Source organism: Halobellus captivus (assembly GCF_007655485.1).
GTDB lineage: Archaea > Halobacteriota > Halobacteria > Halobacteriales > Haloferacaceae > Haloquadratum > Haloquadratum captivum.
In genome coordinates, this window is record NZ_VJXQ01000001.1 from 10,576 (window position 1) to 23,719 (window position 13,144).

Genomic DNA, 13,144 nt, shown 5'->3' on the forward strand with positions numbered 1-13,144 from the left:
GGCTCGACATCGTCTTCATGGAATCCGGCGTCACCTACATCCCCGGGCTCGTCAGCCGACTCGACGAGGAATACCTCAAGCGACCCGAAGAAGCTCCCTTACTGGACACGCGCCCGAGCGAGTACATCACTGACTTTTATTTCGGGACCCAGCCGCTGGAAATCTCTGCGCGAAACGACCTGCTGGAACTCTGCTTCGATATGATCGGCACGGACCGCCTGCTGTACGCGTCGGATTATCCCCACTGGGACTTCGACAGCCCCTCGACGATCAACGACCTCCCGATGCTCGACGACGACGACCGACGCGCGATTCTCGCTGGCAACGCCGAGGAGGTGTTCGGCCTATGAGCGCCGACGGGCTAGTCGAGGTCGGCCCCGAATCGGAGTTCGAAGACGGCGACCACGCGATCGTGGAGGTCGGGCGGGCGGAAGTCGGCGTGATCAAGGCGGAAGGCGAGTTCTACGCGCTGCGGAACCAGTGTCCGCACGACGGTGGTCCGGTCTGTAAGGGCAACGTCCAGCGCGAACTCGTCGGCGAGTTCACCGGCACGGGCGAGCGTATCGACCAGCACTACAGCGACAACTGCATCGTCTCCTGCCCGTGGCACGGGTGGTCCTTCGAGTTGGAGACGGGCAAGCACATCGGCGACGACCGGATCAGAGTCCCCACCTACGACGTCGTCGTCGAGGACGGCGTCGTCTACGTCGACGGCGGCGACTGAGCGAATCGACGGCGGTCGAGCGAATCGACGCGGCTTCGAGAGATGAAGCCGGTGTCGACTGACCGAATCAACATCGAGTTCTCGGCCGAATCGGTCGCGGGTGATCGTTCAGCCCGTTTGGACAATCTACTTGTATTCGAACGCCGACGTATCGCTATGCACGTCGCTATTATCGGCGGTGCAAGCACCATCGCAACAACCGTCGCGTACACGCTCGCGGGCGTTGAACCGACCGTCGACGTCTCGCTCGTCGACATCAACGAAGGCGCCGCGTGGGCGCACGCGAAGGATGTCACGCACGCGACCTACCACTTCTCGAACGCGCCGGGTTCGAAGATTTCCGGCGACGACGTCGGGACGATCCAGGCGGCGACGCCCGATGAATTGGAGGCGCTAAATCCCGATCTGCTCGTGTACAACGCGGCCGCCCCGCAGCCGGAGGATGCGACCGATCGCGGGGCGCGGGAGGCCGAACTCGATCGTAACCTCTCGATCGTGGAGTCGGTCGTCGAGGACCTCCGCCCGCTGGATCCCACGCCGATGCTCGTTATTACGAACCCGATCGACCGGCTGGTCTATCAGTTCTACTCGTTGTTGGAGTGGCCGCGGCGGTGCTTCCTCGGCTACTCGCTCTCGGAGTCGGCACGGATGGCCGACGCGCTCGGCTCGGAACTGGGCGTCGAACAGAACGACGTCTACTGTCCGATGATGGGCGAGCACGGCGAGAATCTCGTTCCGGTTCTCTCACGGGCGCGCGTCGGCGAGGATCCCGTCGAGACGACGGGCCTCGACCGCGAGGAACTCCTCGAGTACGTCCGCGACATCCCGTTTCAGATTGCCAAAGAGCGCGGTGTCCGAGAGACGTCCCGCTGGGTCACGAGCGCGGGCGTCGCGCGCGTGATCCGCTCGATCATCGCCGGGAGCGAGCCCGGCGGCGACTCCCACGGCCGTCTCGGCGAACCGTTCTGTCTGTCGACGCCGCTCGCGGGCGAGTACGGGTTCGAGAACCTCGCGCTCAGCGTCCCGGTCGACCTGAACGGCGGCGGCGTTTGCGAGATTCACGAGTGGGACCTCGATCCCGTCGAGACCGACGAACTCGCGGCCGCGGCCGACGCGATCCGAGCGGATCTCGAACGGATCGGCGCAGCGGGATACGACGATTGAGTTCGGCCGCGAAAGTACGGTGCTCCAGCCCCGATGACACTTGATTCGGTCTCGAACGCGTTGCGTACGTGACCCACCGTTTGCTCGAAAACGTGAGGATGTCCGGCGGACCGATCAGTTCGAGGGGAGGTAGTCGTTCGTCGCGTACTCGCCGACGTCGAAGCTCTCCTCGACGAAGCCGAGGTCGACGAGTTCGTCGATCGCGAACTGGAGTCGATCGATGTCGATCGTGATATCCTGGCGGTAGTAGTCGTCGTTCGTGAGGAAGAACCCGTCGACGACGGCCTCCGGAAGCTCGAAGTGTTCGGCGGCGAGCGAGACGACCTCCGAGCGGTTGTCGTAACAGTAGTCGACGAGTTCGTCGAGGTCTTCGCCCCACGCGGCGATCGCATCGCCCTTCTCGTCGAGGGCGTCGTTCGAGGCGACGGTGTAGGCGAAGGGATACGCTTCGTCCCAGAGGTCTTGACTCCGGTACACCTCGTTGAAGCCCTCCGAACGGGCCGCGACGGCGAACAGCGCCGGAAAGATGCCCGCGTCGAGGCGGCCATCGTTTATCGCCTCGACGAACGTCGGGAACGGGAGTTCGACGAGTTCCGCGTCCTCGCCGAACTCGAGGTCCTCCTGGCGCATCCCCTTCTCTAAGACGGCGTGGGTACCCGTGCCCTGCGCGTTGACGCCGACGTTCGCCCCCTCCAGATCGGCGATTTCGGTGATCCCCGAATCGGCACCGGAGAAGATCGTGAACCCGTACCATTCGGGATGGGCGTCCCAGAAGTCAGTCGAGATCATCGAGATGTTGCCAGGAACGGCCTCCTGACGGACCGCGGAGGCGTAACTCACCGTCGTCAGAAGCGCCATATCGACCTCCCCGGCGGCCATCGCGTTCAGCGAATCGGGCGTGCTCTCGTTACGGGTCACGCTGAGTTCGTACTCCGAGCCGAGGTTCGTGAGTTCGTCTTGGAGGTCTTCGATGGCGAACAGCGACCCGAGATTCTCGACTGGCACCGTGAACGCCAAGCCGAGTTCCGGTGTGCCGCCGCCAGTGATTCCCGAGATGCTCGAACAACCCGCGAGCCCCGTCAGCCCGACTGTTCCCGCGGCCGCCCCACCCTTCAAAAACGATCGACGCCGTATGCTATCAAATACCATCAATAAACAGGATATATTTGAGGGTATATAAATTCACCTCCCGTTCGAGCGGTTGAATGTCGATCCGCCGGAAAAACGATCGAATGATCGAGGCCTTGAAAAAAGGTACTGAGGGCGCTATCTCTGCGGACGGTATCGCTCGGCTACTCGTCGGACATCACGGTGACGACGGGAAGGTCGGATTCCAGAAGAATCGACTGCGTTCTGCTTCCGAACAGCGCCTTCCCGGCTGGCGAGCGCTTCCGTCCGCCGATGACGAGATACCGTGCACCGCGACGCTCCGCCTCCGCGAGAATCTCCCCGACCGGTTCGCCCACGCGGCCTTTGATGACCGTGTTAGCGGGCTCATCGAGCGTCTCTCTCACGACGTCGCGTGCGATGCCGGTCGCGTGTCGCTCGCCGTCTTCGACGGTGTAGTCGTCACCCCGGGCACTCTCCCGGGGAGTGCTATCGGCGTTCCCGTACGACGCGGGCGTCGTCATCGAGCGACTCGATCCGCTCGCGGACGAGCGGAAGTCCTCGAAAATCTTCTGTGGCATCACGTGCAGCACGACGTGATCGACGCCCAAGGCCGTCGCCAGTTCTTCGCCCCGCCGGACCGCCTCACTCGGAATCGTTTCGCCGTCGACCGCGGTCAGTATCGTCATACCCGGTAATCCAAGCGGGAACTAATAAATCGTGGTGGCGATTGTCGGATTTGCAGTAGGGGTAGCTGCTGGTGTGTCAGTTGTTCTTATCCAACGAAATACACATTCCATCGGCTGCGACTTCGATCTCTCCGTCAAAGACCGTGCGGGCTTTTTTCCGCATCGCGTCGTGATCCCGGTTAGGGAGAAGGTGGGTCAGCACGAGTCTATCGACACCTGCCTCTGCCGCGATCGATCCGGCATCTTCTGGATCGCAGTGATTTTGCTTGTGCTTCCGACGCATTTCATCGCTAATCGGGCCAGCGAGTCGGTTCGGGATATGATCTGCGAACGTCGAATCCGTCGACGTCGGAGCGAGACAGCAGTCCTGCACCAACAGATCAGCATCCGAGGCAAATTCGGATAACTCGTCTATTCGGCGAGTATCACCGGAAATGACGCATGTTTGCCCGGTCGACGTTTCGGTGAATCGATATGCGTACGTTTCGATGGAGTGCTCAACAGGAAGCGCCGACACGGACCACCGTTCTGTCGACATTGAAAATTCAGAGTCAACCGGAACGACGTCGATATCTCTGATTCCTTTGGCTCCGTGACCGAACCACTCTCTGTACTGGATGTCGTCCTCAAACAGATCGTATATCGCATTCACGAACCGTTCTGTCCCTTTGGGACCATACACAGTGAGCGATTCACGTCCGAGTGACCAACTCGAGATGACGAACTGGAAGAAATCGGCTGTGTGATCGATGTGATGGTGCGTGAAAAATAACGTTTCCACCTCTGTGGGGTTCACACCGTGTTCGAGCATTCGGTGAACTGCGAGCGAACCGCAGTCGACGAGTATCTGCTCTCCACCGATGGAGAGTGACACACTGGTTCCACCGCGATTCGTCATTGGGATTGGACTCCCCGTTCCAAGAAGACGGACATCCATACTGACCTTCACTCTGAATCACAAAATAAGGATAACGGTACTTGACCCCGGTGAAGGGCGATCTCGTACCCGAGAGGCTACTTCCCTGAGAACTGTTTCGAAAAAATGAGACCGACGGGCGCTAGTCGGTCGCGTCGCCTCGTGACTGCTGGAAGGCTGGCGAGAGAATTGACGCAACCGTGAGGAGAATCAGCAGAATCGACAGGGGACTGGACCAGAATATATCCAGCGACCCGCCTGAGATCTGCAGTGAACGGACGAGATTCTCTTCGGCGATTGGTCCAAGCACGACGCCCAACACGAATGCAATGATGGGAAAGTCGAACTCGCGCATATAGAACCCCACTATCCCGAAGACGATTACCGTGAGGACGTCGATCCAGTTGTTCCGAAGGCCGATCGCACCGACGATCGAGAGAGTCAGCACGATTGGAATGAGATAGTTGGTATCGATCTTCGTGAAGTACACGAGTCGGGGGAGAAATGCGAGGCCGACAAGTAGGATAAATACCGACGCCACCAGCAGTCCAATGAAGATGCTGTGGGTGATATAAAGGTTCTCGGCGAACAGGGCCGGACCTGGTCTGATGCCGTGCATCAACAGGCCGCCGAGGAGGATCGCCGTCGAACCACTGCCCGGAATTCCGAAGGAGAGCGTCGGAATCAACGCGCCGAATACCGTTGCATTGTTCGCGCCCTCAGATGCCATCACACCCCGTGGATTCCCCTCACCGTACGATTCCGAATCCTCGTCGCTACGGAGCGCCTCAACGTACGCAACGAAGTTCGATATTGACGCCCCCGATCCCGGGATCGCTCCGACGATCCCACCGATGAACGAGGATTTGAGCAGTGTTCGGGTGTTCGAGAGCACGATCCGGAACCCCGGCATAATCGGACCGCCGAGATCGAAGTTTTCTCGGGCAATACTGCCTTCTTCCGCGGAAAGCTTGATCATCTCGCCGACCGCGAATACGCCGATGAGGACGGCAACGAATGAGATCCCATCGTACAGTTCGATGATCCCGAGGGTGTACCGCGGTGAACCGGTTGCGATGGGGTACCCGACCGTCGAGATGAGCAGTCCGAACGCACCGACGGTGAGGCCTTTCACCATCGACCCTTTCGAGACCACCGCAATCAGCGAGAGACCGAACAGGGCGACGAGGAAGTACTCGGGGGATCCGAACAGCAATACCACCGCGACTAAAAGCGGCGAAATCAGAATGATTGTGATTCCGGCGAGGATGCCGCCGATCGCCGAGGAGGTCGCGGAGACGACGAGTGCCTCTTTCGCCCTGCCCAACCGAGCCATCGGATAGCCATCCAGCGTCGTCGCCGCGGCACCGGCTGTCCCCGGCGTGTTGACAAGAATCGCGGGAACGCTTCCTCCATACACCGATCCAAGGTAGATGCAGATCAGGAAGATGATCGCGTCGATGCCGTTCAGCCGGAAGGTAAGCGGCAGCAGGACCGCCATCCCGAGATTTGGGCCGAGACCCGGAATAGCTCCGATAACGATGCCGATGATCGTCCCGATCAGTAACCAGCCGAGTGTCGGCCACGAAAAGACGACCTCGAGCGCTTGGAACAGCGAACCAAACGTTACCATCTGCTGGTCACCATCTCGAAGATGAGGCCGGTGTCAATCGGAATGTCGAGCACGAGTTGGAACGCAAGTCCGATGCCGAAACCGACGAGCGCTAACAGAGCGGTCCGCTTTCGGGTGATGTCGAATCGCCACGCGTACGTCGCAATGAAGATGGGGATCGTCCAGAGCATGCCAACGAGATACGAGCACAGCGCGAAGCCCAACAGCAGAAGCGTCATAAACTGAGTTGGTGCGGTCTGACCGGTGTCGGAGGACGCTTCGTCTGCGGATTCCTCCCGGTCTGACCCAACGCTTTCGCTCAGTTCTTTTTCCGTTTCGCCGAACACGTCAACTGAACTGGAAATCGCTCGATTGAGACGCTCGGGGAGGTAGTTTTGCACGAGCAGGAGGACCGATCCGATGATCGTAACGATCGCAGCGAAGCGCGGGAACAGGTACGCCTCCCGCACAAAGGAGAACGATCCGACTAACATCAACCCGCCGACGACAATCATCGAACCCACGAGCACGTGTCTCAGCGTGAACCGCGTCCGTACTTCATTTGGAACGAAATCAGTGACAGCCATAGAAATCTGTGTGGCCTATTGGAGCGCTTCGATATCGATCGCGTTCGGGATTTCTTCGTAGGATTGTTCGACTCGGCTCAGCGTCTCCTCGGGTCCAGCCATGTAGCTCAGGGGGTTGCCCGTCTCCTCGGACCACGATTCGAGGCTCTCAATCGCGTCCTGCAGCGCCTCGTTGTGGGTCTCGATCCGGTCAGAGGGTGTCTCTGGCGGGGCGATGAACGCGCGGAAGAACTCGCCAATGAAGTCGATGTTGGGGTACCCAAGGTCGGTGATTGGCTGGAGGTCCGGGAACACGCTGCTACCGGAACTGGAGAGCGACGCGATCACTTCAGCGTTCCCCGAGTCAACGATACTCTGGGCGGCCGTCTCAGTTACGATCCCAACAGGGACTTCGTCCGCTGCGATGGCCTGTGAAATCGGGCCAGATCCGTCGTATGCGACGTAATCCTCCCAAGAAATGTCAAAGTCCGAGTTGTTCTTTAGAACGTTCCACAGCACGTGCTGGGGGCTCCCCGGCTGTTGTCCCGCGACCGAAGTCAGATCTCCGTTCTGATACCGTTCCACCAGATCGTCAAACGACTCGATTCCGAGGTCGGGGTTTGCGATGGTGACCCAAGAGCTGGCGGTGAACGTTCCGATGTACTCGAACTCGGTGAGCTCGAAGTCTGGCTCTTGGATGAGCATCTTGACAACGAACGGCGAGTTGTAGATTCCGACCGTGTATCCGTCGGGTTCAGCGTCGTAAATCGATCGGATACCGCGCATTCCGCCAGCACCGGTGATGTTTTCGAAGGCAACCGAGACGTCGTAGGACTCGGCGATCTCTGACCATACCTGTCGCGTGTAAATGTCGCTCCCGCCGCCTTGTCCCCAGGAGATGATCCCGCGGAGTTGATCGCTTGGGAACTCCTCGCCGCCACCAGTGAGGCTCCCGATACAGCCACTCAAGGAGATCCCGACACCCGTTGCGGCTGCACCTTTGAGATACGATCGGCGAGACAACCCACTCTCGAAGCTATCGGCATTGCTTCTCATACTGTACTAATCCCAGAAGGATTTCCATTATATATACCTATTGCTACTAATTTTCGATTCTGGCGGCCACAAATGAAAGCACCAGAACGTCTGTTACTGTTCGACGGCCGAGAGCGCGTCCCAGTCCGGTTCTAGACCGAGGCCGGGATCCTCGGACAACGAAATCGTCCCATTCTCCGGTTCCGGAACGGTCTCATACATCTCTTTGTTTGCCTCCCAAATCGAGAAGTGGAACTCGACTCGAGAACCGTTAGCAACACCCGCTTGGAGATGCATATTCTGGAACGGCCACCCGCCTCCGTTCGCGATTCGTAAGTGGTTCGCCTGCGCCATCGACGCGACACGCAGTCCTTCGGTAAATCCACCGACGAAGCAGACGTTCGGCTGGCTGATGTCGATCGCATCGTGCTGGATCAAGTCACGGTGTCTGAACGCGTGCCCCTCGTTCTGTCCGGCGGCAATCGGTATTCTCGTGCGCTCCCGTAGCGACGATAGCAATTCAACGTCGTTTCCATACACTGGCTCTTCGAACCAAGAGATGTGCTGGTCTTCGACCCGGTTACAAAGTTCGATGGCCTCCTCAACCGAGTACTGGTAGTTGGCGTCTATCATCAACTCAACATCACTGCCAACCACTTCCCGGACTGCTCGAACGCGCTTGGCATCCACAACTGGCGTGGAATCCTCATTTCCACCGACAACCATCTTCAGACGCGTGTTTCCGTCGGCGACGAGATTCTCGGCGAGCGTTCGAAGTTGGTCGATATCGTACTCGGGAAATCCGAACGTGATATACGCGGGGACCTCGGATCGCGCGCCGCCAAGCAGTCGCCACACGGGCTCGTCATACTGCTTTCCTTTGATGTCCCAGAGTGCGATGTCGATCGCGCTCACGCCGGTGCTCCAAACGCCGGTCTGGGCACGCGGGTTCAGATTTTGATATAGTTTCTCCCAGACCCGTTCCGTCTCCAAGGGATTCATCCCGATAATCTCCTCGGCGATTTCGCGCTCGATGAAGTCTGCAGTCGCTTGGGGGTTCAGGTATCCAGTTTCTCCGTACCCTGCGATGCCTTCATCGGTCTCAACTACTGCGAGAACTACTGGGCGGTCGTGCGCGGTTTCTGCGAGTGGTAGAGTGACAGGAACGTTATACACGTTCGCGGATATGTCTGTGATTTCCATCGGTATCAGTACCTACCTCGAACTCGTCCAAACTCTTATACTTTCTTGCTTTAGCCCCGTCACCGGGACCGCTGAAAACCGACTACGAAATCCTACCAACCAATTTATTACCGGGCCGGAACAAACCTGCGTCGTCGAATGAGCGATAGAGCATCAGACATACGAGCACCTCCGGCTGTCGGCGACGACGGCGGTGGCGAGGTGCGGTACCTTTCCCAGAGCGATCTGGAGGTCCCCACCCACCAGATCGTCTCGCCCGACGGATCGTACGACGACGAGGCGATCCCGGACCTCGACGACGAGGAGCTCTTGGACCTGTATCGGTGGATGGTGACGGATCGGGTGTTCTCCCGGCGAATGGTGAACATCCAGCGGCGGGGCGAACTCGGAACGTTCGGTTCCACCCGCGGTCAAGAAGCGAGTATCATCGGGAGCGCGTTCACGCTCTCTCCCGACGACTGGCTGTACGTCGGCCGCGCGTGGACGCCGATGTTTATGCGCGGCGCGTCGATGAAGGATATGATCCTCTTTTGGCGCGGAATCGAGGAGGGCCAAGAGGCCTTCGCGAAGGTCAACGCCCAGATCGCGATCTCGATCGGCTCGCACCTCCCGCTCGTCTCGGGCATCGCGTGGGGGATGCACCTCGACGACGCCGACGCGATCGCGACCGCCTACCTCGGCGACGGCGCGACGAGCACCGGCGCGGCGCACGAGGGGATCAACCTCGCGAGCTCCGTCGGCCTCCCGGCGCTGTTTTACTGTCAGAACAACCAGTACGCGATCTCGATGCCGTATGAGAAGCAATCCGGCGCGAACACGATCGCCCAGAAGGCGCTGGCGTACGGTATCGACGCGATCCGCGTCGACGGACAGGACGTCCTCGCCGTCTACGACGCCGTTTCGAGCGCGCGAGAGAAAGTGTTGGAGGGCGAGCCCGTCTTCGTCGAATCGGTCACCTACCGGCTCGACGCGCACACGACGAGCGACGACCCGACCCGCTACCGCACCGACGAGGAAGTCGACCACTGGGAGGAACACGACCCGATCGAGCGCTACCGCGAGTTCCTGAAATCCGAAGGGCTGTGGTCCGAAATCGACCACGACGCGATCGTCGAGGAGATCGACGCCGAGTTCGACGAGGCGCTCGCGGCGGCGAACGCGATGGAAGAACGGGCCGTCGCGGAGATGTTCACGCACGTCTACGACGAGCTCCCACCGGAACTGGCGCGTCAACTGGACGAGTTCGAGGAGCTCCTCGAACGACGCCCCGAGATGTACGACTTCATCGAACAGCGGCCCAAGGGATAACAATGCAGGCAACTATCGTAGAGGCGGTCAACGACGCACTGCACGAGGAGATGGATCGGGACGACCGCGTCGTCGTCTTCGGCGAGGACGTCGCCGAGAGCGGCGGGGTCTTCCGCGCGACCGACGAGCTCCTCGAGGAGTTCGGGAGCGAGCGCGTCGTCGATACCCCGCTCTCCGAAATCGCGATCGTCGGCGGCGCGACCGGAATGGCGATGTACGGCTACCGGCCGGTCGCGGAGATCCAGTTCTCGGGCTTTCTGCCCCCGGCGTTTGACCAGCTCGTCACGAACGCGAGTCGGATCCGCTGGCGCACTCGCGGCGAACTGACCGCGCCGATGGTCGTGCGGATGCCCTACGGGGCGGGCGTCCGGGCGCTGGAACATCACTCCGAGAGTTTGGAGGGGGCGTACGGCCACCTTCCCGGACTTCAGGTCGTCGTCCCGAGCACGCCTGCGGACACGAAGGGTCTGCTCACGGCGGCGATCCGCGACCCGGATCCGGTGCTGTTTATGGAGCCGAAGCGGATCTACCGCTCGATCAGAGAAGAAGTCCCCGAGGGCGAATACGAGGTCCCGATCGGCGAGGCCGCCGTCCGCCGCGAGGGCGAGGACCTCACGGTCGTCGCCTGGGGCGCGATGATGCCGCCGACGCTCGATGCGGTCGACGACGGCGACGTCGACGCCGAGGTGATCGACCTGCGGACGATCTCGCCGCTCGACACCGAGACAGTCGTCGAGTCGGTGAAAAAGACCGGGCGCTGCGTCGTCGTCCACGAGGGGCCGCGAACCCTGGGTGTCGGCAGCGAGATCGTCGCCCGCATCAACGACGAGGCGCTGATGTATCTCGAATCACCGATCGAGCGCGTGACCGGGTTCGACACGCCGGTCCCGCTGCTGTCGATGGAAGACTTCTACTTCCCCCACCCGCCGCGGATCCTCGACGGCATCGAAGCGGCGCTCGCGGACTGACTCGCTCTTCGTTTCCGTGACCCGTCGCCCCGTTTTGACGTCTGTCGCCCCGTTTTGACGTCATTCGCCCCGTTTTGACGTCTGTCGTCCCGTTCGGACGTCGGTCGACCCGTTCCGATCGACTGCCGGTCTGTGTTTTTCGACTTCCAACACGAACTGACTGCTGACTGATTGTTTCGCGCGAGACGCGCAGGGAAATACTGAAAGGGTTGTGCGTCGACCGACCGGTATGGTAGAACGAACGTTCGAGTTGCCGGACCTCGGCGAGGGGATCGCGGAGGGCGAACTCGTCTCGTGGCTCGTCGAAGAGGGAGAGTCGGTCGTCGAAGATCAGGTCATCGCGGAAGTCGAGACCGACAAAGCGCTCGTAGAGATTCCCAGCCCCCAGGAGGGAACCATCGCGAAGCTTCACTACGACGAGGGCGCGATCGTCCCCGTCGACGAGGTCATCGTGACGTTCGACGTCGCCGACGACGGGGCGGCAGGCGAACCCGCCGCGTCGACTCCCGAAGACGAGTCAGCCGCCGCATCCGACACGGACGACGCGTCCACGGCGGCCGACCCCGGGGAGTCGGCTGCGGATTCGACGGCGGACGCCGATTCGGGCGCTGCGGCCGGAGAAGGCGAGGCGGCCGTCCCGTCGGGCCGCGTGTTCGCGCCGCCGAGCACTAGGAAGCTCGCGCGCGAACTGGGCGTCGACATCGGCGCAGTCGAGGGAACCGGCCCCGGTGGTCGCGTGACCGACGCCGACGTCGAGGCGCACGCGGGCGGGGTGACAGAAGGAGAGCCGGACGCGGCGGAGTCACCCGCAGGTGGATCGGATGCGACCGCCACCGCGGCGACGGCGACGACCGCAGTCGAGAACGGCACTGCCGCGCGCGATCGCACGCTCGCGATGCCCGCGACGCGGCGACTCGCCGAGGAACTCGGCGTCGACCTCGACGCGGTCCCCGCCAGCGAGGAGCGCGAGGGCGAACCGTTCGTGACGCCCGAGGACGTTCAGCGGTTCGCCGAGGGCGGCGCTGCCGCCGCGGAAACGGCCTCGGAAGTCGACGCGTCGGCCGAACCCGCCTCTACTTCTGCGTCTGCGGATTCGACTGGCGGCGAAGCCAGCGAGGCAACTGCTGCTGGCGAAGGCGACCTGGCGGATCGCCCCGGCGAGCGCGTCCCCTACCGGGGCGTCCGGCGGACGATCGGCGAGCAGATGGCGCAGTCGAAGTACACTGCGCCGCACGTCTCGCATCACGACGAGTTCGACGCGACCGAACTGGTGGAGTTGCGGAGAGAGCTCGCCGAAATTGCGGAGGAGGAGGGCGTGAAACTCACCTACCTCCCGCTCGTCGTGAAAGCTGTCACGACGGCGCTGGAGGAGTTCCCGTATCTCAACTCCAGTCTCGACGAGGAGAACGAGGAGATCGTCCTCCACGACGAGTACAACATCGGTATCGCGGTCGCGACCGACGCGGGGCTGATGGTCCCGGTTGTGAAAAACGCCGATCAGAAGGGGCTCAAACAGCTCGCGGACGAGATTCAGGATCTCGCCGACCGCGCGCGAAATCGGAAAATCAAGCCCGAGGAGATGCAGGGCGGCACGTTCACGATCACGAACATCGGCGTGATCGGCGGCGAGTTCTCCTCGCCGATCATCAACCACCCCGAGGCGGCCATCTTCGCGATGGGACCGATCAAGGAGCGCCCGTGGGTCGTCGACAGCGAGGTCCTGGCTCGAAAGACGATGCGCTTTTCGATGTCGGTGGATCACCGCCTCGTCGACGGTGCCGACGCCGCGCAGTTCTCCAACCGCGTGAAGGAGTTGCTCGTCGAGCCCTCGCGGCTGCTGCTGGAGTAAGCG

The 13,144-nt window shown here is 61.3% G+C and carries 13 protein-coding genes; 6 read left to right on the plus strand and 7 right to left on the minus strand.

The genetic code is table 11. From position 1 onward, the window contains the following. From FJT57_RS16515 to FJT57_RS00065, 3 genes are all read left to right on the plus strand, one after another. A partial coding sequence (locus FJT57_RS16515) for an amidohydrolase family protein (RefSeq protein WP_203229055.1) occupies window positions 1–350 on the plus strand: 350 nt, incomplete at its 5' end. Beyond that, window positions 347–724, plus strand: coding sequence for a Rieske (2Fe-2S) protein (locus FJT57_RS00060; RefSeq protein WP_144900776.1), 378 nt, complete (start codon window positions 347–349; stop codon window positions 722–724). The genes FJT57_RS16515 and FJT57_RS00060, both read left to right, overlap by 4 nt. Window positions 725–880: 156 nt before the next feature. Continuing rightward, complete coding sequence (locus FJT57_RS00065) at window positions 881–1,888, plus strand: malate dehydrogenase (protein WP_144900777.1); 1,008 nt, start codon at window positions 881–883, stop codon at window positions 1,886–1,888. Window positions 1,889–2,002: 114 nt separating this feature from the next. Here the strand turns inward: FJT57_RS00065 and FJT57_RS00070 are convergent, their stop codons facing one another. The 7 genes from FJT57_RS00070 to FJT57_RS00100 all read right to left on the minus strand — a co-directional run bounded on the left by FJT57_RS00070 (window position 2,003) and on the right by FJT57_RS00100 (window position 9,016). Continuing rightward, complete coding sequence (locus FJT57_RS00070; protein ID WP_144900778.1) at window positions 2,003–3,037, minus strand: ABC transporter substrate-binding protein; 1,035 nt, start codon at window positions 3,035–3,037, stop codon at window positions 2,003–2,005. A gap of 143 nt (window positions 3,038–3,180) precedes the next feature. Continuing rightward, on the minus strand, window positions 3,181–3,684 hold the full coding sequence (locus FJT57_RS00075) for a universal stress protein (protein ID WP_144900779.1): 504 nt from the start codon (window positions 3,682–3,684) through the stop codon (window positions 3,181–3,183). Window positions 3,685–3,760: 76 nt separating this feature from the next. Beyond that, on the minus strand, window positions 3,761–4,558 hold the full coding sequence (locus FJT57_RS00080) for an MBL fold metallo-hydrolase (protein WP_203229056.1): 798 nt from the start codon (window positions 4,556–4,558) through the stop codon (window positions 3,761–3,763). A gap of 184 nt (window positions 4,559–4,742) precedes the next feature. After that, window positions 4,743–6,233, minus strand: a complete 1,491-nt coding sequence (locus tag FJT57_RS00085; RefSeq protein ID WP_144900781.1) for a tripartite tricarboxylate transporter permease — start codon at window positions 6,231–6,233, stop codon at window positions 4,743–4,745. Next, window positions 6,227–6,799: a tripartite tricarboxylate transporter TctB family protein gene (locus FJT57_RS00090; protein ID WP_144900782.1), complete on the minus strand. Its 573-nt coding sequence runs from the start codon at window positions 6,797–6,799 to the stop codon at window positions 6,227–6,229. Before FJT57_RS00090 ends, FJT57_RS00085 begins: the two co-directional genes overlap by 7 nt. Window positions 6,800–6,814: 15 nt before the next feature. After that, window positions 6,815–7,834 (minus strand): Bug family tripartite tricarboxylate transporter substrate binding protein, encoded by a 1,020-nt coding sequence (locus FJT57_RS00095; RefSeq protein WP_144900783.1) that lies wholly within the window; start codon window positions 7,832–7,834, stop codon window positions 6,815–6,817. Window positions 7,835–7,927: 93 nt separating this feature from the next. Further along, window positions 7,928–9,016, minus strand: coding sequence for a mandelate racemase/muconate lactonizing enzyme family protein (locus FJT57_RS00100; protein ID WP_144900784.1), 1,089 nt, complete (start codon window positions 9,014–9,016; stop codon window positions 7,928–7,930). A gap of 138 nt (window positions 9,017–9,154) precedes the next feature. On the opposite strand from FJT57_RS00100, the gene FJT57_RS00105 reads away from it, so the two are divergent. From FJT57_RS00105 to FJT57_RS00115, 3 genes are all read left to right on the plus strand, one after another. Continuing rightward, the gene (locus tag FJT57_RS00105; protein WP_144900785.1) at window positions 9,155–10,324 is read left to right on the plus strand and encodes a thiamine pyrophosphate-dependent enzyme; all 1,170 of its coding nucleotides are present in this window, start codon (window positions 9,155–9,157) and stop codon (window positions 10,322–10,324) included. A gap of 2 nt (window positions 10,325–10,326) precedes the next feature. Next, complete coding sequence (locus FJT57_RS00110; RefSeq protein ID WP_144900786.1) at window positions 10,327–11,292, plus strand: alpha-ketoacid dehydrogenase subunit beta; 966 nt, start codon at window positions 10,327–10,329, stop codon at window positions 11,290–11,292. A gap of 229 nt (window positions 11,293–11,521) precedes the next feature. Then, on the plus strand, window positions 11,522–13,141 hold the full coding sequence (locus FJT57_RS00115; protein ID WP_144900787.1) for a 2-oxo acid dehydrogenase subunit E2: 1,620 nt from the start codon (window positions 11,522–11,524) through the stop codon (window positions 13,139–13,141). Window positions 13,142–13,144: the final 3 nt, after the last annotated feature.